The sequence below is a fragment of the Streptococcus shenyangsis genome (assembly GCF_006385785.1).
GTDB classification, from domain to species: Bacteria; Bacillota; Bacilli; order Lactobacillales; family Streptococcaceae; genus Streptococcus; species Streptococcus shenyangsis.
The window spans coordinates 23502-46124 of the sequence record NZ_VFSH01000007.1; the positions used below are offsets into that span (position 1 = coordinate 23502).

Annotated in this window: 29 protein-coding genes; 11 read left to right on the forward strand and 18 right to left on the reverse strand. The window is 41.8% G+C overall.

From position 1 onward, the window contains the following. Position 1: 1 nt before the first annotated feature. The 13 genes from alr to nrdR form a co-directional block, all read right to left on the reverse strand. Positions 2 to 1105 carry an alanine racemase gene (alr, locus tag FJR77_RS06130; protein ID WP_140833759.1) on the reverse strand — a complete coding sequence of 368 codons (1104 nt, stop codon included), beginning with the start codon at positions 1103 to 1105 and terminating at the stop codon, positions 2 to 4. Next, a complete protein-coding gene (acpS, locus tag FJR77_RS06135) occupies positions 1095 to 1457 on the reverse strand; it encodes a holo-ACP synthase (protein ID WP_216629102.1) in 363 nt (120 codons plus the stop codon). Before acpS ends, alr begins: the two co-directional genes overlap by 11 nt. A 45-nt stretch (positions 1458 to 1502) precedes the next feature. Then, complete coding sequence (locus tag FJR77_RS06140; RefSeq protein WP_140833763.1) at positions 1503 to 2534, reverse strand: 3-deoxy-7-phosphoheptulonate synthase; 1032 nt, start codon at positions 2532 to 2534, stop codon at positions 1503 to 1505. A 1-nt stretch (position 2535) separates the two neighbouring features. Further along, complete coding sequence (locus FJR77_RS06145; protein WP_049538788.1) at positions 2536 to 3567, reverse strand: 3-deoxy-7-phosphoheptulonate synthase; 1032 nt, start codon at positions 3565 to 3567, stop codon at positions 2536 to 2538. 80 nt (positions 3568 to 3647) lie between these two features. Then, positions 3648 to 6164, reverse strand: coding sequence for a preprotein translocase subunit SecA (secA, locus tag FJR77_RS06150; protein ID WP_140833766.1), 2517 nt, complete (start codon positions 6162 to 6164; stop codon positions 3648 to 3650). Between the two features lie 145 nt (positions 6165 to 6309). Then, entirely contained in the window at positions 6310 to 6597 is a 288-nt protein-coding gene (locus tag FJR77_RS06155) for a hypothetical protein (RefSeq protein WP_061087687.1), read from the reverse strand. A 184-nt stretch (positions 6598 to 6781) separates the two neighbouring features. After that, complete coding sequence (locus tag FJR77_RS10325) at positions 6782 to 7129, reverse strand: hypothetical protein (RefSeq protein WP_140833768.1); 348 nt, start codon at positions 7127 to 7129, stop codon at positions 6782 to 6784. Between the two features lie 52 nt (positions 7130 to 7181). Continuing rightward, a complete protein-coding gene (locus FJR77_RS10330; protein ID WP_140833771.1) occupies positions 7182 to 7529 on the reverse strand; it encodes a hypothetical protein in 348 nt (115 codons plus the stop codon). 86 nt (positions 7530 to 7615) lie between these two features. Continuing rightward, a complete protein-coding gene (gene der, locus FJR77_RS06170; protein WP_001207696.1) occupies positions 7616 to 8926 on the reverse strand; it encodes a ribosome biogenesis GTPase Der in 1311 nt (436 codons plus the stop codon). Between the two features lie 13 nt (positions 8927 to 8939). Then, positions 8940 to 9653 carry an NADPH-dependent oxidoreductase gene (locus tag FJR77_RS06175; RefSeq protein WP_140833773.1) on the reverse strand — a complete coding sequence of 238 codons (714 nt, stop codon included), beginning with the start codon at positions 9651 to 9653 and terminating at the stop codon, positions 8940 to 8942. Beyond that, positions 9650 to 10546: a primosomal protein DnaI gene (dnaI, locus tag FJR77_RS06180; protein ID WP_140833776.1), complete on the reverse strand. Its 897-nt coding sequence runs from the start codon at positions 10544 to 10546 to the stop codon at positions 9650 to 9652. The genes FJR77_RS06175 and dnaI overlap by 4 nt, the downstream gene beginning before the upstream one ends. Further along, complete coding sequence (locus FJR77_RS06185) at positions 10547 to 11716, reverse strand: DnaD domain protein (RefSeq protein WP_140833778.1); 1170 nt, start codon at positions 11714 to 11716, stop codon at positions 10547 to 10549. Then, a complete protein-coding gene (nrdR, locus tag FJR77_RS06190; protein ID WP_140833780.1) occupies positions 11717 to 12190 on the reverse strand; it encodes a transcriptional regulator NrdR in 474 nt (157 codons plus the stop codon). Positions 12191 to 12329: 139 nt separating this feature from the next. Between nrdR and FJR77_RS06195 the strand changes: the two genes are divergently transcribed. From FJR77_RS06195 to FJR77_RS06205, 3 genes are read left to right on the forward strand one after another with little or no spacing between them, the layout of a single operon-like run. Further along, positions 12330 to 12695, forward strand: coding sequence for a GntR family transcriptional regulator (locus FJR77_RS06195; protein WP_000119149.1), 366 nt, complete (start codon positions 12330 to 12332; stop codon positions 12693 to 12695). Positions 12696 to 12699: 4 nt separating this feature from the next. Continuing rightward, on the forward strand, positions 12700 to 13395 hold the full coding sequence (locus FJR77_RS06200) for an ABC transporter ATP-binding protein (RefSeq protein ID WP_140833782.1): 696 nt from the start codon (positions 12700 to 12702) through the stop codon (positions 13393 to 13395). Positions 13396 to 13410: 15 nt separating this feature from the next. After that, the gene (locus FJR77_RS06205) at positions 13411 to 14175 is read left to right on the forward strand and encodes a hypothetical protein (RefSeq protein WP_140833784.1); all 765 of its coding nucleotides are present in this window, start codon (positions 13411 to 13413) and stop codon (positions 14173 to 14175) included. A gap of 31 nt (positions 14176 to 14206) precedes the next feature. Here FJR77_RS06205 and FJR77_RS06210 read toward each other — a convergent pair whose 3' ends face one another. Both FJR77_RS06210 and FJR77_RS06215 read right to left on the reverse strand, forming a co-directional pair. After that, a complete protein-coding gene (locus FJR77_RS06210; RefSeq protein ID WP_001288952.1) occupies positions 14207 to 14902 on the reverse strand; it encodes an LrgB family protein in 696 nt (231 codons plus the stop codon). Next, entirely contained in the window at positions 14899 to 15273 is a 375-nt protein-coding gene (locus FJR77_RS06215) for a CidA/LrgA family protein (protein WP_000781325.1), read from the reverse strand. Before FJR77_RS06215 ends, FJR77_RS06210 begins: the two co-directional genes overlap by 4 nt. Before the next feature lie 281 nt (positions 15274 to 15554). On the opposite strand from FJR77_RS06215, the gene FJR77_RS06220 reads away from it, so the two are divergent. From FJR77_RS06220 to queF, 7 genes are all read left to right on the forward strand, one after another. Continuing rightward, positions 15555 to 15935, forward strand: coding sequence for a MarR family winged helix-turn-helix transcriptional regulator (locus FJR77_RS06220; RefSeq protein ID WP_042750621.1), 381 nt, complete (start codon positions 15555 to 15557; stop codon positions 15933 to 15935). A gap of 100 nt (positions 15936 to 16035) precedes the next feature. Next, the gene (locus tag FJR77_RS06225; protein WP_000570256.1) at positions 16036 to 16257 is read left to right on the forward strand and encodes a DUF4649 family protein; all 222 of its coding nucleotides are present in this window, start codon (positions 16036 to 16038) and stop codon (positions 16255 to 16257) included. Positions 16258 to 16272: 15 nt separating this feature from the next. After that, a complete protein-coding gene (gene trxA, locus FJR77_RS06230; RefSeq protein WP_001029581.1) occupies positions 16273 to 16587 on the forward strand; it encodes a thioredoxin in 315 nt (104 codons plus the stop codon). A 201-nt stretch (positions 16588 to 16788) separates the two neighbouring features. Further along, complete coding sequence (gene queC / locus FJR77_RS06235; protein WP_033679805.1) at positions 16789 to 17442, forward strand: 7-cyano-7-deazaguanine synthase QueC; 654 nt, start codon at positions 16789 to 16791, stop codon at positions 17440 to 17442. Then, positions 17442 to 17885: a 6-carboxytetrahydropterin synthase QueD gene (gene queD / locus FJR77_RS06240; RefSeq protein WP_000464573.1), complete on the forward strand. Its 444-nt coding sequence runs from the start codon at positions 17442 to 17444 to the stop codon at positions 17883 to 17885. The genes queC and queD overlap by 1 nt, the downstream gene beginning before the upstream one ends. After that, the gene (gene queE / locus FJR77_RS06245) at positions 17878 to 18594 is read left to right on the forward strand and encodes a 7-carboxy-7-deazaguanine synthase QueE (protein WP_140833786.1); all 717 of its coding nucleotides are present in this window, start codon (positions 17878 to 17880) and stop codon (positions 18592 to 18594) included. The genes queD and queE overlap by 8 nt, the downstream gene beginning before the upstream one ends. A gap of 18 nt (positions 18595 to 18612) precedes the next feature. After that, positions 18613 to 19104: a preQ(1) synthase gene (gene queF / locus FJR77_RS06250; protein ID WP_000082587.1), complete on the forward strand. Its 492-nt coding sequence runs from the start codon at positions 18613 to 18615 to the stop codon at positions 19102 to 19104. 57 nt (positions 19105 to 19161) lie between these two features. Here the strand turns inward: queF and FJR77_RS06255 are convergent, their stop codons facing one another. Beyond that, positions 19162 to 19830: an MIP/aquaporin family protein gene (locus tag FJR77_RS06255; protein ID WP_140833789.1), complete on the reverse strand. Its 669-nt coding sequence runs from the start codon at positions 19828 to 19830 to the stop codon at positions 19162 to 19164. A gap of 257 nt (positions 19831 to 20087) precedes the next feature. Here FJR77_RS06255 and FJR77_RS06260 point away from each other — a divergent pair, with 257 nt between their 5' ends. Beyond that, entirely contained in the window at positions 20088 to 20852 is a 765-nt protein-coding gene (locus FJR77_RS06260; RefSeq protein ID WP_049523928.1) for a (S)-acetoin forming diacetyl reductase, read from the forward strand. A 107-nt stretch (positions 20853 to 20959) separates the two neighbouring features. Here the strand turns inward: FJR77_RS06260 and FJR77_RS06265 are convergent, their stop codons facing one another. After that, positions 20960 to 21751, reverse strand: coding sequence for a DUF2785 domain-containing protein (locus FJR77_RS06265; protein ID WP_140833791.1), 792 nt, complete (start codon positions 21749 to 21751; stop codon positions 20960 to 20962). A 61-nt stretch (positions 21752 to 21812) separates the two neighbouring features. Then, entirely contained in the window at positions 21813 to 22595 is a 783-nt protein-coding gene (locus tag FJR77_RS06270; protein ID WP_140833793.1) for a deoxyribonuclease, read from the reverse strand. Between the last annotated feature and the right edge of the window lie 28 nt (positions 22596 to 22623).

A 22623-nucleotide genomic window follows, 5' to 3' on the forward strand; every position in this document is an offset into this window, starting at 1 on the left:
GCTAATCATATTCTCTCGGAATGCGGTCGCTTAGAAGACAAACCACCTCATAGTTAATAGTCCCACGGTAGGTAGCTACTTGAGTAGCTGTGATCTCCTTGCCCCCATTAGAACCAATTAAGGTTACCTTGGTTCCCAGCTGATAAGGCTTAGGCAGACGAATGGTGATTTGGTCCATCGAAACCCGCCCGACGATTGGGCAGGCTTGCCCATCTACCAAGACGGAGAAATTCTGCATGTCACGTGTCCAACCATCCGCATAGCCGATTGGCAAGGTCGCGATGACTTGCTCGCTATCCGCCTGATAGGTCGCTCCGTAGCCCATGCAAGCTCCAGCTGGAACTGTCTTGACATGAACTAAAGCAGACTCCAAGGTCAAGGCTGGAGTCAAGTCATAAGGCAAGTCCAAGACCTCTCCGCTTGGGTTTAAACCATACATAGCATCTCCCATACGGACGGCATTGAAAATGGTATCTGCATGCCAAAGGGTCGTTGCCGAATTACTGGCATGAACCAAGTCTGGAAGACCTTTCATACTGGCCAAAATAGATTTAAACCGTTCTAACTGGGCATTAAAGTAGTAATCTGATTCTTCATCAGCAGTAGCAAAGTGGGTAAAAATCCCCTCAACATGCGCACCGTATTGTTGGAGCAAAGCTTGAGCCTGCTCAACCTCACTTGCTTCTCTAAAACCGATCCGTCCCATTCCTGAATCAATCTTGAGGTGGACTGTCAATCCAGTTAGGTCTGATTCCTTATCTAAGAGTGATTGAATCCACTCCAGTCCAGCCACAGTCAAGGTGATGTCGTATTCTTTAGCTAGAGCAACTGCTTCGATGTCAGAAACTCCTAAAATAAGGATTTTCTTCCTGAGTCCAGCTTGTCTGAGTTCAATGGCTTCATCAATATTGGAAACGCAAAAACCATCAACATCATCTTGAATCGCCGTGGCAACAGCAACAGCCCCATGTCCATAGGCATTGGCCTTGACCACAGCCAACTTGAGCGTTCCTTGAGGGATATGATCTCCCATTTGCTGAATATTTTGTCGAATAGCTCCCAGATGAATCAGAGCCTTGGTTGGTCTATGTGGACTAGCTTTCATGATTTTCCTCCAAAATGACACTGGCTGTCACAAACTGATCTGTGTGGCTGATAGACAGCCAAATCTTTCCTGAAAATGGTGACTGACTAAAATAAGGCGCCCCGCGTTCATTGTTCAAAACTTCTAAATCCTGAAAACCGAGCTTTCCAATACCAGTTCCCATAGCCTTGGAAAAAGCCTCCTTAGCCGACCAGCGACCAGCCAAGTATTCAATCTGCCTGCGCCCTTTAAGACTGTTAAATCGTTCCATTTCCTTAGTGGTCAGCACGCGCTTGGCAAAACCTTCATGTCGTGTAAATGCGCTTTCTATCGAAGCCAATTCTTCAATGTCAATTCCGTGTCCAACTATCATTCTCATCAAAAGGAGTTGAGATTCCCCCAACTCCATCCTTTTCACTTATTTTGTCAAGGTAGCATAAATCTCTTCTACCAAAGCCTCTGTATTTTCCCAACCTAGGCAAGGGTCGGTAATAGAGCAACCAAAGACCTCTGGTTGGTTTTGACGACCATCTGCTAGGTAAGATTCAATCATAAAGCCTCGAACTATCTTTTTGATTTTCTCGTTCCAATCACGATTTTGCAAGGTCTGACGAACAATTCGAATCTGTTCCATATATTGCTTGCCTGAGTTATCATGGTTGGTATCAATGAGGATAAAAGGATTTTCAAGTCCCATGGTCTCATAACGTTCAATGGCATTTAGCAAAGTTTCATAGTAAAAGTTAGGCTCATTTTTCCCATATTCATTAACTGCCCCACGAAGGATGACATGGGCCAAGGGATTTCCTGAAGTCTCAACTTCTTGCCCATGGAAAAGGAAGGTCTGTTTATTTTGAGCGGCATAGATGCCATTAAACATGACACCCAAATTTCCAGAGGTTGGATTTTTCATTCCGACTGGTGCATCAATTCCTGAGGCCACAAAGCGGTGCTCTTGGTCTTCCACAGAACGAGCCCCAACAGCATGGTAGCTGACCAAATCATCTACCAAGACCAAATTTGACGGATAAAGCATCTCGTCTGCCGTTGTCAAACCAGTCTCTGTAATCACGCGGTAGTGCAACTGGCGCACAGCCTGCAAGCCGTTAATCAAGCTTGGAGCCTTAGAAGTATCTGGTTGGTGAACTAAACCTTTATAGCCGTCTCCGTTAGTACGAGGTTTAGCTGTATAAACACGCATAACCATGAAAATCTTGTCCGCCACCTTCTTTTGCAAGGCAGATAAACGGCGGGCATATTCCAAGACAGCCTCTTCATTGTCAGAAGAGCAAGGACCAATCACCAAAAGAATTCTGTCATCTTCTCCTGAAATAATGTCTGCCAATTCTCTATCACGGCGCTCTTTTAGTCGCAAGGCTTCCGCAGACAATTGGGTTTCTGCCTTGATTGCTTCAATATCAATTTCTTGACCTTTTTCAATAAATGCCATCTTATTCTCCTAGCGTTTGATAGATTTCTCTGACAAGGGCTTCCGTATTTTCCCAGCCCAGACAAGGATCTGTGATAGACTTGCCAAATACTTCTGGTTCGTTTTGACGACCATCTTCTAGATAAGACTCAATCATAAAGCCACGAACGTACTGCTTGATTTTTTCATTCCAATCACGATTAATTAAGGTCTGGCGGACAATTCGAATCTGGTCCATGTATTGCTTGCCAGAATTGTCATGATTGGTGTCTACAATGATAAAGGGATTTTCCAAGCCCATTTTCTCATACTGGGCAATGGTATCCATCAAATTATCATAGTAGTAGTTGGGAATATTCTTACCATACTCATTGATTGCTCCACGAAGAATGGCGTGCGAAAGCGGATTCCCAGTTGTTTCCACTTCTTTTCCTAGAAAAAGGAAACTTTGTTTGTTTTGAGCAGCATAAATCCCATTAAACATAACATTGAGATTTCCAGATGTTGGATTTTTAAACCCAGTCGCAAAATCTGCCCCACTTGCCACAAAGCGGTGTTGCTGGTCTTCAACCGAACGGGCACCAACCGCCATGTAAGAAATCAGATCATCCACAAGAGGAAGATTTTCAGGATAAAGCATTTCATCAGCTGTCGTCATACCTGTTTCCGTGATGACACGATAGTGAAGATGGCGAACAGCTTTGATTCCGTTGATAAGACTAGGCGCTTCTGCCGTGTTAGGCTGGTGAATTAATCCCTTATAGCCATCTCCGTTGGTACGAGGTTTGGCAGTATAAACACGCATAACCATAAAGATACGGTCTGCTACTTCTTCTTGTAGGACTGCCAAACGCTTAGCGTACTCAAGAACAGCTTCTTCATTGTCAGATGAGCATGGTCCGATTACCAAGAGAATTCGTTGGTCTTCTCCACGTATAATGGCTTCTAGCTCTTGATCGCGCTGTGATTTTCTCTCCAAAGCTTGGCCTTCTAATTTTGATAAGGCACGAACTTCTTCAATATTAATTTTAGGACTTTTTGCTGTAAATACCATAACTCATCTCCTTATAAAGCAAACGGATACCAGGTAAAAATTTACTTTTCACAAGGTATCCGCCTCTAAACTATCTCATTTTATTGTCTTTTTCCGTGACAGTTTTTAAACTTCTTACCAGAACCACATGGGCAAAGTTCATTCCGTCCAATCTGGCTCAAATCCAAATCTTCTGGCATATTTGCTTGGTGGGCAGCGATATTACGAGTCGCTGTTGTACTGATGATATGGTGTTCTGCTTGTGGTCTTTCTTGTTCATGAATTTGGGCTTTCATCATCAAGCGTGTCACATCAAACTCAATCGAACCAATCATGTCATTAAACATACGGAAACCTTCTGCCTGATACTCAACAACAGGGTTGTTCTGAGCATAGCCACGAAGTCCAACCGCGTTACGCAATTGATCAAGGGCATCGATATGATCTGTCCACTTGTTATCCACCACTCGTAGAATCAAGACTTTTTGGAATTCTTTAACTGCTTCTTCATCGCGTAGTTTTGAAACCTGACTATCGTAAACTTGCAAGGCACGTTGGAAGAGTTCTTCCTTAATAGCCTTATCAGACAAGCCTGACAAGTCTTCAACAGAAATAGAATCTTCAGGAAGCAAGTTGTACTTAGCAAAGTTCAAAATTGCCTCTAGTTTTTCATCTTGTTTGGCACGCGCATGACCATCGACGACACGACCAATCGTGCGTTTGATCATAGAGTGAATTTCAGGTGCCAAGTCACGATCTGCAGTGATAACGTCGTAACGTTGAGCATAGATAATCTCACGTTGTTCACGCATGACATCATCGTATTGAAGGACTTGTTTACGGGTATCGTAGTTATTTCCTTCGACACGTTTTTGTGCTGCTTCAACCTGACGCGTCAACATGCGAGACTCAATGGCCTCTTCAGACATGTTGAGACGTTCAAAAATTCCCTTCAAGCGTTCAGAACCAAAACGTTTCATCAAGTCATCTTCAAGAGATAGGTAGAATTGTGACTCACCTGGATCTCCTTGACGACCTGAACGTCCACGAAGCTGGTTATCGATACGACGGCTTTCATGACGCTCTGTACCAATAACGCAAAGTCCTCCAAGTTCACGAACTCCTTCACCAAGCTTGATGTCGGTACCACGACCGGCCATGTTAGTCGCAATAGTAACAGCACCACGTTGACCAGCATTCATAATGATTTGGGCTTCTTTATAGTGGTTCTTGGCATTCAAGACTTCGTGAGGAACACCAGCCTCGACCAATTTCTTAGAAATGTAATCACTAGTTTCAACCGCTACTGTACCAACCAAGACAGGCTGACCTTTTTGGTAACGAGCCTTAACGTCTTCAACAACCGCTTTAAACTTAGCTTCAATGCTAGCAAAAAGTAGGTCTGGATGGTCAATACGTTGAACAGGACGGTTTGTTGGGATTGGAATAACACGAATGTTGTAAATTTCTCGGAATTCTTCTTCCTCAGTCTTACCTGTACCCGTCATACCAGACAATTTCTTGTACATACGGAAAAGGTTTTGGTAAGTGATTGAGGCAGATGTCTTGGTTTCATCCTGAATTGGCACACCTTCTTTAGCTTCAATGGCTTGGTGCAATCCATCAGAATAACGACGACCTTCCATGGTACGACCTGTAAATTGGTCGACGATCAAAATTTCTTGCTCTTCGCTCACCACATAGTCAATATCGAGAAGCATGATGTAGTTGGCACGAAGGGCGTTATCGATAAAGTGAGTCAGAGCTACGTTTTCGATATCATAGAGATTTTCAAGTTTGAAGTAGCTTTCAGCCTTGTCAATCCCTGAATCAGACAAACCAATAGTCTTAGACTGCACATCGATGATGTAGTCGTCTTTGTCCAAAGATTTTACATAGTGGTCTGCCATGTGGTAAAGCTGACTGGTTTCAACTGCGTTAGCACCTGATACGATCAAAGGTGTACGGGCCTCGTCAATCAAGATTGAGTCAACCTCATCGACCAAGGCATAGTTAAGCGGACGTTGTACCATGTTTTCAGCGCGAACGACCATGTTATCACGAAGGTAGTCAAATCCGATTTCTGAGTTAGTTGAGTAGGTAATGTCACACTCATAGGCTTCTTTTTTCTCCATTGGAGATTTAGCAGCCAAGTTAATCCCTACTGACAAACCAAGCCATGAGTACAATTCACCCATCTCAGTCGCGTCACGTTCTGACAGGTATTCATTGACCGTAACTACGTGAACCCCTTTACCTGAAAGGGCGTTGAGGTATACGGGCATGGTCGCAGTCAAGGTTTTCCCTTCCCCTGTACGCATCTCTGGCACGTCACCATGGTGAAGAACGATTCCCCCCATGACCTGAACCTTATAAGGGAATAGACCTAGGACACGTTTGGCACCCTCACGGACAACCGCAAATGCTTCATAAAGCAATGAATCCAGTGATTCTCCATTTTGATAACGTTCTTTAAATTCAACTGTTTTTGCTTTTAGTTGGTCATCAGTCAAAGCAGCCATTTGGTCTTCGTATTTGAAAACCTTGTCAGCCATCTTTTCCAGACGACGGATTTCTCCTTTATCATTTTCGATAATTGTTTTTAAAATATTAGCCATGTTTTTCCTTACTTTAAATTCCGAATATTTTAGAATGTTCTTTTAATTTTAGCACAATTACTGATTATTTTCAAGGAAGAATCCCCATTTTGAAAAGGAAAAAGAGGCTAGTTTCCAAGCTAACCTCTCTGACTTTTATGATACTTTAATTGCCAAAAATCGGCAAAAGAGCAAATAGGATAAATAGATTAATCCAAAGAGAAAGACAGCAGATGAGTCCAAAAACAAAAAGACTGACTTTCTTGGACAGCAAAGCCATCAAAATCGACAGAATTCCAAAAACTAGTAAAACTTTCTGCATGATTAAGAGATTGATAGATATTCCCAGAACTGGTTTATCCCAAGGAACAAAGAAGAAAGCCAGCCAGATCAGCAGAACTAAACCAATATAGACCTTGGAATAGCGTGTAATAAATGATTTTAGATGTTCCATAAGCCACCTCCTACAAATAGAAAGTAATATAATACTAAATTAAAATCAAAGAGCAAACTAGGAAACTAGCCGTAGGTTGCTCAAAACACAGTTTTGAGGTTGCAGATAGAACTGACGAAGTCAGTTACATATATAATCCAAGACGACGTTGACGTGGTTTAAAGAGATTTTCGAAGAGTATAAATCAATGCCTTCCACCGTTAGACTTCCCTAGTTCCCGTCTCAAGCGAAACATGTTTTTGAAACAGATATAGTCTAACCAGTCACTACCTAGAGATAAGACTATCAAAAGCAACCAAACACCCCAAGCACTAGCATCTGATTCATGATTTAGAACAAAAGGGAAAAATAAGAATGAAAAAATTGTCATATCCAAGCTAAACAGAGCTAAAAGGGAAATATAAATCCAGTAAAAATAGTAGAAGATGGGGAAAATTTTACTGTTTCTGTCAGCATTGTCTATCCAATAGAAAAAATATAAACAAGGAAATAAGAGTATCAAATTAAACCAATTAAACGACAGTTTCATCATCGACACCTCCTCTTTAAAATTGTTTTCTTTAGTTTCGTTCTATTAAATGTTATTACCAATATAAATCAATTCTCCCCGCTTTAGACTTCCCGAGTTCTCGCCTCAAGCGAAGCATTTTTTTGAAACAGAAATAAGTTAACCTATTCAGACCAATAGCTAGCAGAATAAAAAGAAACCAAATGCCCCATAACTTGATATCTGTCAAATTTCTCATGACGATATTGAAAAACAGAACTGAAATAACTGTCCAAGCAAGGCTAAAAAGAGCATAGAGGGGGATGTAAAACCAGTAAAAATAGTAAAAAATTGGGAAAAATTTACTATCTCTATCGGCCTTTTCAATCCAGCTGAAAAAGTAAAACCAGGGAAATAAGATTATCAATTTAAACAAATGTTTCATCACCGGCCCCCTCTCTATTTGATAGCGTTTTCTTCAACTTCATTCTATCAAAAAAATCTGGAAATGTCATTCCAGATTCTACTTTTTTATTTACGTTTTCTTGCGATGAGATGAATCGGTGTTCCTTCAAAGACAAAGGCCTTGCGAATTTGATTTTCCAAGAAACGTAGGTAAGAAAAGTGCATAAGTTCTTCTTCATTGACAAAGATGACAAAGGTTGGTGGTTTTGTTGCCACTTGGGTCGCATAGAAAATCTTAAGACGTTTTCCTTTGTCTGTCGGTGTTGGATTGATGGCAATGGCATCCATAATAACATCGTTCAAGACAGCTGATGGAATACGTGTATTTTGACTTTCACTGATTTGCTTAATCATCTCAGGAAGTTTGTGGAGACGTTGCTTGGTCAAAGCTGATACAAAGATAATCGGTGCGTAAGGCAGGTATTGGAACTGCTCACGAATATCTTCTTCCCAGTTTTTCATAGTGTGGTTGTCTTTTTCAAGCGTATCCCACTTGTTGACTACGATAATCATCCCTTTACCAGCTTCATGGGCAAATCCTGCGATACGCTTGTCGTATTCACGAATACCCTCTTCCGCATTGATGACCATTAAGACCACATCTGAACGGTCAATAGCACGCATGGCACGCATGACAGAGTATTTCTCGGTATTTTCATAAACCTTACCAGACTTACGCATACCAGCCGTATCAATCATGGTAAACTCTTGACCATCTGTATCTGTAAAGTGGGTATCAATGGCGTCACGCGTTGTTCCAGCAACAGGACTAGCAATGACACGGTCTTCCCCCAAGATAGCGTTAATCAAGCTTGATTTTCCGACGTTGGGACGACCAATCAAGCTAAACTTAATCACATCTGGATTTTCTTCTTCATATTCATTTGGAAGATTTTCTACGATGGCATCTAGCACATCTCCTGTACCGATACCATGAACAGATGAGATAGGCAGTGGTTCGCCCAAACCGAGGGCATAAAAATCATAGATATCATTTCGCATCTCAGGGTTGTCCACCTTGTTAACCGCGAGGATAACTGGTTTGTGGGTCTTATAAAGCTTACGAGCTACGTATTCGTCTGCATCGGTAATTCCTTCCTTACCGGACACGACAAAGACGATAACATCGGCTTCTTCCATGGCAATTTCTGCCTGGTGCTTGATTTGTTCCATGAAAGGAGCATCGACATCATCGATTCCTCCTGTATCAATCATGCTAAAAGAGCGATTGAGCCACTCACCCGTCGCATAGATACGGTCACGTGTCACTCCTTCGACATCTTCTACAATGGAGATTCGCTCACCAGCGATCCGATTAAATAGGGTTGATTTCCCAACATTGGGACGTCCTACAATGGCAATAGTTGGTAGGGCCATAATTTCTCACTTTCTACAATAACTTCTTCTGTTCAAGATTTTTTCTAGTTGAGCTTGGTTCAGCTTGACCAAACTGTTCTGCTAGGCGCTGACTCCAGCTTGTGGTCGCACGCGCCCCAGCATAGTCAGCCTGTACACGGTCATAAGCCTCAATCACATCAACTGTTTGTTCCTGATATTCTTCCTCAAACACCACTTGATTCAATGGCAAGCGAGGTTTGACTTCATGTTCTTCATTTGGTATTCCTAGTGCCATCCCAAAGACAGGATAGGTGTAGTCAGGCAGGTTAAAGAGCTCTGCTACTTCTTCTGACTTGTAACGCACCAAGCCAATAATGACACCACCATAGCCCAAGCTTTCAGCTGCCAGCAAGGCATTTTGACCAGCAAGAGCTGCATCGACCGAACTAATCAAGAGACCTTCTACACCTTGAGGTTGGAATGAATCAGTATGAAGCTGGGCTCCCTTTTCTGCTCGGTTCAAATCTCCGACAAAGAGAAGGAAAACAGCTGACTGGCGAATGGCTTCTTGAGGCACCAATTCATACAAGGCATCTTTCTTTTCTTGACTTCGTACCACAATCACAGAGTAGGATTGGAAATTCTTCCAAGACGAGGCAATTTGGGCTGCTGTCAGGATTTCAGTCAAGTCTTCCTGAGAAATGCCTTGATCCTTAAATCTTCGAACAGATTTATGAGCTTTCATCAGTTTAATCGTTTCTGTCATCGACGGTTAACTCCTTCTAAACGAGTCTCCTCAACCAAATAACGGATGCGTTCCATGACGCGTCTGGCTTCCCAGGTTTCGTCATTTCCATGCTTCCCTTTAGCGAAATGCAGCTCCAAATCTTCAAAGTTGAAGTTGGAGGTGAAAAAGGTCGGTAAATTTTCCTGCATCCGATATTGGAGAATAACCTGCAGGATTTCGTCACGCACCCAAGCTGTTGATTGCTCGGCACCAATATCATCTAAAATCAGGACTTCAGACAGTTTAATCTCATCCACCAAGGTCTTGACATTACCATCACCGATAGCATTTTTGACATCCATGACAAAGCTAGGATAGTGGAGGAGAGTTGATGAAACACCACGTTTTTCTGATAAATCATGGGCTAAGGCAGCCACCATGAAACTTTTACCCACACCAAAGTCTCCATATAGGTAAAGACCTTTTCGAATAGCTGGATATTGCTCCACGAAGGCTAATAGCTTTTCAAAAACTGGCAAGCGTCCTAAATCATCCAAATCAACTTGAGCCAAACTAGCTTTCTTGAGACTGGCTGGTAGATTGATTAACTTGAGACGATTCTTAATAGCCGCTTCTTTTTCCGCTGCGATTAGTTCAGGAGTTTCTTCATAAGAAACGTCCGCATAGCCATGATTCATAACCAAAATAGGCTTGTAGCCTTTGGCAATATAATCCGTATCACCACGAAGAAACTTGTCGCGCTCGGTGATGTACTGATTAAACTTGGAGATACTGCGATTTAATTCCTCTGGAGTCAAGGATTCTTGCTGGATAAAGGCCGCAACATCAGGGTCCTTCATGATTTTCTGGACCAAGTCTTGATAATGAAAACGGCTAGGTTGACGTTTGAGTACGTCTCCGACACTTTCCATCTAATCTCCTCCTTTTTCTAATCGAGCTAATAGTTCTTGTTTCTTACGTTCTAGTTCCAGACGAGTTTCCTCGCTGGTTTCATTCTTATAATCTGGATTACTCCACTTGGGTACATTGGACTTGGTAGAACTGGGTTTACTGCTTTTTTGAGCCTGACTTTTCTGCCCTCGCTCACGGATCCGAAGAACTGCCTCTTCTGCCGAATGAATTTTTTGATAGGCATAGTCATTGGCCACCTTCATGGCATATTTCTCATTGATGTTTGCAGAATCCACCTTATTAAAGGTTAATAAGAGAATAATATTGATGACTTCGTCCAGCAAGCCCAAGCCAGCCATCTGTTGCAAGAGGTCTCTTTCTGTTTGGGTAATGGTTCCCTTGCGTGTTTGCTTGATTTCTGCCAAGAACTGCAGGGCAGTTTTACTTTTGGCTTCTTTGATAATGGTTGCTTCCTTAGGACTAAAGTCAGAGGAAACAGGTTTTTGAGCAATTTTTTCACGCATGCGTTTGGTTGAAATAACCTGGGAAACAGCTGTTGACTTGGCCAATTGATAAGTTTCAAACCAAGTCCATTTCTTCTCCTCAGCAATAGCAAAGAGGTTTAAGACATCGGACTGCTCATCCGCAAAACGAAGCCCATCTCGAGACATAAGCTGACGAAAATGGTCCAAGTCAAAATCGTTGGCCACTTTCTTCTTGAGACCAAGGTCTTCTTGACTTCCCAGTTCTGCCAAGTCTGGAAAGACTTGATTGAGTGAGACAGGTATTTCTTCTCCCTCAGCACTCTCAACTTTCAAATCCTCCACAGCTGCATCACCAATCTTCTTCTCCAAAAGTCTGCGATAAACAGGATGCTCCAAGAAGTCCTGACTAGATAGAGGAGCATGGATAACTATCTGATAGGTATCACCCTTTTGATAGAGGGTCAAGAGATTAAAAGCAGATAGAATTTTCAGGGATTTTATCAGTCTATCCATCCCAAAGTTGAGATGGTTGAGAATACTTGAAAAAAGATATTCCTTTCTGCCATTATCCCAAAAACTAATGGTATAAAGATAAAGGCTCAGTGCCTCCTGACCGATAATCGGGAGGTAGCACTGTACCAGAGATGAGGTATCTTGCGACACCCGATTATTCTTTAGATAAGAAAAACGGTCAATTGGCTTCATTTATCTTTCCTTTTTCTTTTTAGAGGACTGGGTGATTTGTTTGAGCAGACTCTCTAACTCACTTACATCCTTAAAACTACGATAGACACTGGCAAAACGTACATAAGTAATCTCATCCAACTCAGCCAACTCCTCCATGACGAGTGAACCAATGTCCTCACTTTGAATTTCATTTTCATTTCGACCACGGAGTTTCTGTTCGATACGATTGACTACCATGTTGATTTCATCACTTGACACAGGACGTTTCTGGGCTGAGCGGATAATTCCATTAAAGATTTTATCTCTGGAGAATTGTTCCCGTGTGCCATCTTTTTTAACAACCACTAAGGTTCTTTCTTCTACTCGTTCGTAGGTTGTAAAACGGTGCTGGCATTCATCGCACTCACGTCTTCTACGAATAGTGTTCCCTTCTTCTGCTTGGCGACTATCGATAACACTTGACTTGGTAGCCCCACATTTTGGACAACGCATCCTTTCCCTCCTTATCGTTTTCTTTTCATTATACCATTTTTTAAGCGATTCCCAAAACAATTCTTCTTTTTGCTTGACAAGTTTTTTGTTTTGTTGTATTATTTAATTAAGACAAAAGGATAGGAGAAAGGAGACCAAGATGTCCTGGACATTTGACAACAAAAAACCCATCTATTTACAGATTATGGAGAAAATCAAGCTTCAGATTGTTTCCCATACACTGGAACCCAATCAACAACTTCCAACCGTACGAGAGCTAGCTAGCGAGGCAGGTGTCAATCCAAACACCATCCAAAGAGCCTTGTCAGACCTTGAACGAGAAGGATTTGTTTACAGCAAGCGCACAACTGGACGATTTGTGACTGAGGATAAGGAGCTAATCGCCCAATCGCGTAAACAATTATCAGAAGAAGAATTGGAACACTTCGTTTCCTCCATGACCCATTTTGGCTATGAAAAAGAAGAACTACCAGGCGTAGTCGGCGATTATATTAAAGGAGTTTAAGCCTATGTCATTACTAGCATTTGAAAATGTATCCAAATCTTATGGAGCAACACCAGCCCTTGAAAATGTTTCTCTTGACATCCCAGCTGGAAAAATTGTTGGTCTCCTTGGGCCAAACGGCTCAGGGAAAACAACCCTGATTAAACTAATCAATGGCCTCTTGCAACCAGATCAAGGACGTGTCCTCATCAACGACATGGACCCAAGCCCAGCAACCAAGGCTATCGTGGCTTATTTGCCGGATACGACCTATCTCAATGAGCAAATGAAGGTCAAAGAAGCCCTAACCTACTTCAAGACCTTCTATAAAGATTTCAATCTTGAACGCGCCCATCATCTACTTGCAGACCTAGGCATTGATGAAAACAGTCGTCTCAAGAAACTATCAAAAGGAAACAAGGAAAAGGTACAACTGATTTTGGTTATGAGCCGTGATGCTCGTCTCTACGTTTTAGACGAACCCATTGGTGGGGTGGATCCAGCAGCCCGTGAGTATATTCTCAATACCATTATCAACAACTACTCCCCAACTTCTACCGTTTTGATTTCTACCCACTTAATTTCTGATATCGAGCCAATCTTGGATGAAATTGTCTTCCTCAAAGATGGAAAAGTCATCCGTCAAGGCAATGTAGATGATATTCGCTATGAATCTGGTGAATCCATTGACCAACTCTTCCGTCAGGAATTTAAGGCCTAAGCAAAGGAGATTATTATGTTTTGGAATTTAGTCCGCTACGAATTTAAAAATGTTAACAAGTGGTATTTAGCCCTCTACGCTGCCGTGCTCATCCTTTCTGCCCTTATCGGGATACAAGCACAATCCTTAATCAAACTACCTGAAAAAAATCTATCTGTTCTACTTGTTTTTCTAGCTACTGTCTTTGGTGGTTTGATGATTACACTTGCGATTTCAACTATCTTCTTGATTATTAAACGATTCAAAGGAAGTGTCTATGACCGACAAGGCTATCTGACTTTGACCTTGCCAGTTTCTGAACACCATATCATCACTGCTAAATTAGTCGGTGCCTTTATTTGGTCTATTGTCAGCACTGCTGTACTAGCTCTAAGTGCTTTTATTGTTCTGACTCTAACGGCTCCAGATTGGTTTGCAACTTCTGACTTGATACCATTTATAAGAACACACCTTCCTCAACTCTCTCTTATGGGGGTATCCTTCCTACTAAATACCATTTCTGGAATCCTCTGTATCTACTTGGCTATTTCCATTGGACAGCTTTTCAATGAATACCGTACCGCACTGTCAATTGTAGCCTACATTGGTATCCAAATTGTCGTTGGCTTTATTGAACTCTTCTATCGTTCTAACCCTGGCTTTTACTTCCCATCAACCTCAGGAGGAGCTGATCAGTTCCAGATGGGCATTATCATGACTATTCTGGAAGAAGTTATTCTTATAGCCATCTACTATCTAGGAACTTATCACATCTTGAGAAACAAGGTTAATTTGCAATAAAAAATGCCCAGCTAAACAGCTGGGTTTTGATTTAACTCAATATCAAACTGGCTACAATAGGGCTGACAAAGACATAGAGAATACCGGTAACACCGATAGCCAAACCACCCATAGCTCCTGCTACAGAGCCGTATCGAAAGGCTGTTCCCGTTCCGACAGCATGGCCTGTCCCTCCAAGGGAAAGACCAACAGCTACTGGATCATCTATTTTCAACCACTTCAAAAGGGTTGGGCCGATAACACTGGTTAAAATCCCAGTTGCCACTACAACCACCAAAGTCACGGTCGTCAAGCCTTGCAATTTTTCTGTAATTCCTACTGCCATGGCGGTTGTTACTGACTTAGGAAAGAGTGAAATGGCTAGGAAAAAGTCCATGCCAAAAATCTTAGCTACAAGGGCCGTGAAAGAGGTATTGACAACTACTGCTAGCAGACTACCAAAGAGAATACTCCGAGCATGGTGCTTCATCAAGTGAAAACTCTTATAAAGCGGAATCCCTAGAGCCACGGTCGATGGGACAATCAAGTTGTTCAAATAAACCCCACCTTGGTAGTAATCTTGGTAAGAAATACCCGTCACCTTTAGAAAGATGATAATGAAAACAGCTGACAAAAGCAAGGGCGTTGTCAATGGATGTGGAAAACGTCTGTAAATCAGCATTCCCACTAGGTAAGCTAGGATAGACAGGGCAAGCCCAAACAGGGGATTGGAAACAAATTCACTCATTTGGCATCTCCTTTCTCATAATCTCCCTCAAACCGTCTCTTGATAAACTGAACCACCAAAGCAATGAGGATAATATTGATAACAGCTGCGAAAAAGACAATCAAAACAATTGGCAAAAGATAGGGAGCAATCACATCAAACTTCTCCATAATTCCCACTGCTGGCGGCAAAAAGAGAATGGTCATATTGGCCAGCAAGAAATTCCCAACCATGTTGACATGCCTGGTTCTCAACCACTTGAATTGCAGGGCTAGAAAAAGAATAATCAAACCGATAATACTGCCTGGGATAGGCAAATGAAAGAAACTGGAAATCCCCTCTCCGATTAGAGAAATCACAAAGAGAATCATTAATTGAACATATAATTTCATCCTAAACTCCACGAAATAGACTTCTGCATACCAGTTTACTCTTTTTTCAGAAAATTTCAAGGAAATGCACAAGAGTCATTAAAAATTAGAGAAGAAAGGGGATACAAACAATTCTTGACTTGTAAAAATTGGCTTGATTTAGGATAAAAGATGCCTGCGTCCTTCTTGCCAGCTTTCTTGAAAAGTAGTATAATTATTGCATGCGCAATCATCTTGTGATGCAGAGATTGTCCGTTAATGGACTTTCTTCTATTGACAACTCTAAAAAGAAAGGAGAAAATATGACCTACTTGGAAAAATGGTTTGACTTTAATCGTCGTCAGAAAGAAATTGAAAGTCTCTTAGAAGAGACTATTGCCCAGCAGAGCGAGCAAAGTCTGACCTTGAAAGAGTTCTACCTCCTCTACTATCTGGACTTGGCTCAAGAAAAATCTCTACGCCAGATTGACCTGCCAGATAAACTTCATCTGAGTCCGAGTGCTGTTTCTCGGATGGTGGCTCGCTTGGAAGCTAAAAATTGCGGTCTGCTTAGTCGCATGTGTTGTGATCAAGATAGACGCTCTAGCTTTATCTGCCTGACAAGTGATGGGCAAAAAACACTAGCCACACTACAAAAGGCTGTCGAAGAAAGCTTGGAAACTGGTTTGGATTTCTTGATTTAAGATGATTTTTTAAGAAAAGTTGCGTGCGCAATCATTTTTCTTGACATTCTCTTTTACAAGGAGTAAAATAAAGTCATCATTAAACAAAGGAGTTTTTAAAATGATTGAAATTACCTATCTAGATGCCAGCAAGAACGAAAGAACTGTGACTTTCGAGTCTTATGAAGACTTTGATCGTTCACAACAAGCTTGCCTTATCGGCGTCGCAGACTACTACCCTGTCCAAAAATTAACCTACAACGGTCATGATTTGGACTACCATGGGACTTATGGAGATGTCTTCTTCTATCTCATGAAACAAGATTTAAGCCAATATAACTAAAAAAGGAGAAATACAATGGCAAAAGCAATTACAGATGCAACATTCGAACAAGAAACAAAAGACGGTTTGGTCTTGGTAGACTTCTGGGCAACTTGGTGTGGTCCATGTCGTATGCAAGGTCCAATCTTGGATAAATTGTCTGAAGAACTTTCAGAAGATGTCTTGAAAATCGTTAAAATGGACGTTGATGAAAATCCAAACACAGCTCGTGCTTTTGGAATCATGTCTATCCCAACTCTTCTCTTCAAAAAAGACGGCCAAGTTGTGAAACAAGTTGCTGGTGTACACACAGCAGAACAGATCAAGGCCATCGTTGCTGAATTGAGCTAATCACACTAGAGACCAAATACTTTCTTTGGTCTCTTTTTTCTTGCCCTTTGCCTTTTTTCAAAAAATATGCTAGACTGTAGGTAGAATATTACGATGTTTGGGACATGCCATCGCTAAAAAAAACCTCTACTTGGTATTTTTTAGCTCCCTCAAGGGAGCTTTTTGCGTGCTCTGAACATTTCCCATTTTGGAAGGAGTACTATGAAACGTCAATCTGCCTTGGTCGTCTTTAGTGGCGGTCAAGATTCTACAACCTGCCTCTTTTGGGCTAAAGAACACTATGAAACGGTCGAAGCCGTTACCTTTGCCTACGGTCAGCGTCATCATCTCGAAATTCAAGTTGCTAGAGAAATCGCTAAGGAACAGGGTATCCATCACCATATCCTCGATATGTCTCTACTGGGACAAATCACTGAAAATGCCCTGACTTCTGATCTGGAGATTGAGCAAAAAGAGGGAGAGGTTCCCAATACCTTCGTTGATGGTCGCAACCACCTCTTTCTGTCCTTTGCGGCAGTCCTTGCTAAGCAACGGGGCATTAAAGATATCGTGACAGGTGTCTGCGAGACAGACTTCTCAGGCTACCCCGATTGTCGAGATGTCTTTGTCAAATCTCTCAATGTTACTCTCAACCTGGCCATGGATTACAACTTCGTTATCCAAACGCCTCTCATGTGGCTAGACAAGGCTGAAACTTGGGAATTAGCCGACCAACTCGGTGCCTTTGACTATGTTCGTGAAAAGACCTTAACCTGCTACAACGGGATTATCGGAAGTGGTTGCGGAGATTGCCCAGCCTGCCACCTACGTCAACATGGTCTAGATGTTTATCTCTCACAGAAAGGAGAGGACTAATGTTTTTTGCACCCAAAGAAATCAAACAGGAAACTGGGGAGTCTCTTGTCTACAATCCTCACAGAACCTTGGTATCAAAAGAATTTACCTTTGATGCTGCCCACCACCTCTTTCACTATGAGGGAAAATGCAAATCCCTTCATGGTCACACCTATCATCTGCAGATTGCTGTCAGTGGTTTTTTAGATGAACGTGGCATGACCTACGATTTTGGAGATATCAAAGCCATCTACAAGAACTATTTAGAGCCCCACTTGGATCATCGCTATCTCAATGAAACCCTGCCCTATATGAACACGACTGCTGAAAATATGGTTTACTGGATTTTCCAAACCATGAACCAAGAGTTGCCAGACGAGCGTGGTCTCCGTTTGGAATACGTTCGCCTCTATGAGACTCCGACTGCCTTTGCGGAGTTTAGACGGGAGTGGTTAGATGACTAGGGAACGTGTCCTCAAACTACCAGTTCTGGAAATTTTCGGCCCAACCTTTCAAGGCGAAGGCCGTGCAATCGGGCAGAAAACCATGTTTGTCCGCACTGCTGGTTGCGACTACCACTGCGACTGGTGCGATTCTGCCTTTACTTGGGATGGTTCTGAAAAACCAACTCGTATGACATCTGACGAGGTCATTGCTGAGTTGGATAAATTAGGGAGCTATGACTATGTAACCCTATCTGGGGGAAATCCTGCTATCCTAGCAGCCAACATGGCCGAATTGGTCACCAAACTCAAGGAACGTGGTGTCACTCTGGCTGTTGAAACTCAAGGCTCTCGCTGGCAAAATTGGTTGAAAGACATCGACCAAGTCACCCTGAGTCCCAAACCTCCTTCATCCAAGATGGAAGTCAACTTTGAGACCTTGGACTTTATCGTTTCCCAATTGGACCCAGACAAGGTTACCTTTAAAATTCCTGTCTTTGATGATGCAGATTTGGCCTTTGCCAGAGGAATACAAGAACGCTACCAACCAGATGTTCTCTTTTTATCAGCAGGAAATCCTGAGCCCAAGGCTACGGGTAATATTGTCCAAGACCAATTGGACCGTCTCAAAGAACTCTGGGAACGTATCGCTGCCGACGATAGCTGGGGCAATGTCCGCGTCCTTCCTCAACTCCATACCCTCCTCTACCACAACCAACGTGGTGTTTAAGATTAGAAAGAAAAAATCATGTCACAACAAGAAGAAATGAAAAACCTTAGCCTACTAGGCAACAAAGAAACCAACTACATTTTCGAGTATCAACCAGAAGTCCTGGAATCCTTTGACAATCGTCATGTGGAGAATGACTATTTCATCAAATTTAACTGTCCTGAATTTACCTCACTGTGTCCAATCACTGCTCAACCAGACTTTGCGACGATTTATATTTCCTACATTCCTGACAAGCTCTGTGTCGAGTCAAAATCCCTCAAGCTCTACCTCTTTAGCTACCGAAACCACGGAGATTTCCACGAAAACTGTATCAACACCATCGGGAAAGACTTGGTCAACTTGCTAGACCCTCGCTATTTAGAAGTCTGGGGAAAATTCACTCCACGCGGTGGCATCTCAATCGACCCCTACTACAACTACGGTAAACCTGGAACTAAGTATGAAGGCTTGGCAGAACAACGCCTCTTCCAACACGACCTTTATCCAGAGAAAATTGACAACCGTTAAACTCATACGAAAAAGCCCTGTTCCTCAAAATGAGGAGCAAGGCTTTTTGAGTTTCAATTATTCTTCTGTTCCAAGGAAGTTTTTCGCAACAAGAGCTGCAAGAACTCCACCAACGATTGGCGCAAGGATGAAAATCCAAACTTGTTGAAGGGCTACGCCACCTACCAAGACAGCTGGGGCCAAGCTACGAGCTGGGTTTACTGAAAGCCCAGTAATGTTCAAGCCCACAAGAATCATCGCCATCAATGACAAACCGATTACCAGACCAGCAATCGCGCCATTTCCCTTGCTTTCTGAAGTCACGGTCATGATAACCAAAACAAACAAGAAAGTTGCGATGACTTCAAACAAGAAACCACCAAAGACAGTGACACCGTTTGCCAAGGCATTTTCACCAAGACTAGCAGTTGACATGCCTGAGTTAGACAAGAGGAAGAATACCGCAGCTGACGCAAGGAAAGCTCCAACTACTTGTCCAAGGATGTAGTTGACAAGTTCTGAAGATGACAAACGTTTGTTTACAAACATAGCAATCGAAACCGCTGGGTTCAAGTGAGCACCTGAAATAGTTCCGATTGAGTAGGCTGCAACCACGATTGCCAAACCAAAAGCAAAGGCGATTCCAAGGTGTCCAAGGCCTTCAAGACCATTTCCAAAAACAACAGCTCCTGTCCCAACGAACACAAGCATGAACGTACCGATTAACTCAGCTACAAATTTTTTCATTTTCTTTCTCCTTTTTTCAAAAACTAGATACTAGTCTATCAAAAGAGGGAAAGGGTTTCAAGAAAATTGTTTGGAAATTTTCAGGACAAAATTCTATAAAAACGGTAGTGTTTATTTGAAACATTTTTTTCAAAGGTGTATACTAATAGCGTAGTTTTGATAGGGTTTACAAAACCCATTATCGAAGCTTATTTGTAAACCTTTGCTGTTCTTTTATGAACGTTTGAATGGTATCGTGGATACCAAGGAGGAATCATATGTCTAAAGTTGCTATTGTCACAGGTGCAGGTCAAGGAATCGGTTTTGCAATCGCAAAACGATTGGTTCAAGATGGCTTTAAGGTAGGAGTCTTAGACTACAATCCTGAAACAGCTGAAAAAGCTGTTGCCGAATTATCAGCTAAAAATGCCTTTGCTGTCGTGGCCGATGTTTCGAAACAGGCCGAAGTTGCACAAGCATTTCAAAAGGTTGTTGACCATTTTGGTGATTTAAATGTTGTCGTAAATAACGCTGGTGTTGCTCCAACTACTCCTCTTGATACAATTACTGAGGAACAATTTACACGCACTTTCGGTATCAACGTTGGTGGTGTCATTTGGGGTTCACAAGCTGCACAAGCGCAATTTAAAGCACTTGGCCACGGAGGTAAAATTATCAACGCAACCTCTCAAGCTGGTGTAGTCGGTAACCCAAATCTAACTGTTTATGGTGGAACAAAATTTGCTGTTCGAGGAATTACGCAAACATTAGCACGTGATCTAGCAGACTCAGGCATCACTGTTAACGCCTACGCACCAGGTATTGTGAAAACACCAATGATGTACGACATCGCTCATGAAGTTGGTAAAAATGCAGGAAAAGATGACGAGTGGGGTATGCAGACATTTGCAAAAGATATTACTCTAAAACGTCTATCTGAACCAGAAGATGTGGCTGCTGCCGTCAGCTTCCTTGCAGGACCAGATTCAAACTACATTACAGGACAAACCATTATCGTTGATGGTGGTATGCAATTCCATTAAGATACACAAAAAGAGGTTGGAAAATGATTCAACCTCTTTTATTAGTTTTCATTATTAGTCAGGAGGATACAATAGAAACTCTTTCAATAAGTAATATTAGCTTATCCCTAGTATTGAAAAGACTGGATAGCTTCTTTCAAGTCATCTTGTAAACTATTTCTCTGGTCAAGTTGGACATAGACTTCCAACATACAGGATCTGAAGTTGGAAAATTTATAAAAATCTTCCCTTTCTTCTATCGGAAAGTCAACAGTTTTTATCCAAGAAGCTACTTTCTCTTGCTCCAACTTCCCTTGTAAAATAGGTTCATAGATCACTCTTGCTAAACGCCAATCTTCATCATCTGTAAAACGAATGGTAATTCTTTTAAATAATTGACCAAGTATGTCAAATACTTCATGGACTCTGTTTTTAGGAAAGTCTGGATGACAAACCACCTCTGTCAGTAAATCGGCTCCATGTGCAAAAGCATGAACCCAACCATACTGACTTGAAAAACCCCTTGTATCCTTTTCTTTTGAAAGATAATACAAACCTTGATTTAAAAGGACATTGCGAATTTCTCCTTTTAATCCCTGATAAAAACCCGATTGCTGGTTAGCATCTGCAGACAAGAGATTTGCATAAACAAGTGCCCTAAAAGAACGTTCAAGGGTTGACAAGCCTACCTTATCAATCTCTTTATCTAGTCCTCCATCAGCTGAGACCACCTCAGCAATGAACTGAAATTGTTCCTGTGTAAATAGCTCTTCCTGAATTCCTCTAGCAAAGCTTGTAAAAACAAGGTCATCGCGAATTTCTGGAGAAGGATCTCCCAAATGGTCAAGCAACCACTGGATTTCTTCATCATGATAACTTGGTTTTTCTTCTGCTATTTCTCTAAGTAACTCTTGATACATGGGCAATACCTCTACATTTCTAGCAACTGTTCAAAAAGCCAGCCCAAGATAACTTTCTATCTTATTCTTTTTTAGATGGACGTTTTCCTGCAGCAATTGCATCTGCCTCTGTCATCTCAACAACGTTGGCTTTATTCGTTTTTGAAGGCATTCTATCCTTACTATACCAGTAAACTTTCGCATTCCCATGGTTTGCAACATAGACAATTCTATCTTGCTGTTTGGCTTTAGTCTCAGCTTCATGAGCAATTCTTTTCTCTTCTTCTTTTTGAGAAATTAATGATTCAACCGCACCTATCCTATCGAGCAATTCTGCCTTTTTATCGTTATTTTCAATCTGATTAACTGTTTCTTTGGCAGACTTCACTTGACTCGCATCTTGACTTTCTTCCAATTGTTTGACTAAGTCTTCACCTTTTTCTTGCAACTCATTTGCAGCTTTTTCTTTGGCAATTCTCTCTTCTTCTGCTTTTTCTTTAGCTTTTTTCTCGTCTTCGATTCGTTTCGCCTCCTCTATGCTAGATGAAGTATCCGTCGTTGAAGCTGTCGAAGCAGTAGATGTCACAGTCTGCTTAGTTTCTGACTGAGAAGATGAAGTTTTCTTTGTAACAGTTGGGGTTTGGAGAGCAACTGCAACAAAACTAACAATGAAAAGCCCTATCATTAAATTTCTTTTTCGAATATCTGGTGATTTCTTTACAAAATACCAAATACCAACTCCGCTCAAAACAAGATAGAGAGTAGGCAAAGCAATCAATAAAATGATTCCCAACAAAACTAGACCAATTTTGATAAAATGCATTCTTTTGGGATCTTGCTCTAGCCATTCTTTGATTCTATTCATATTATTCTCCTAAAACTCTGTCCAATCT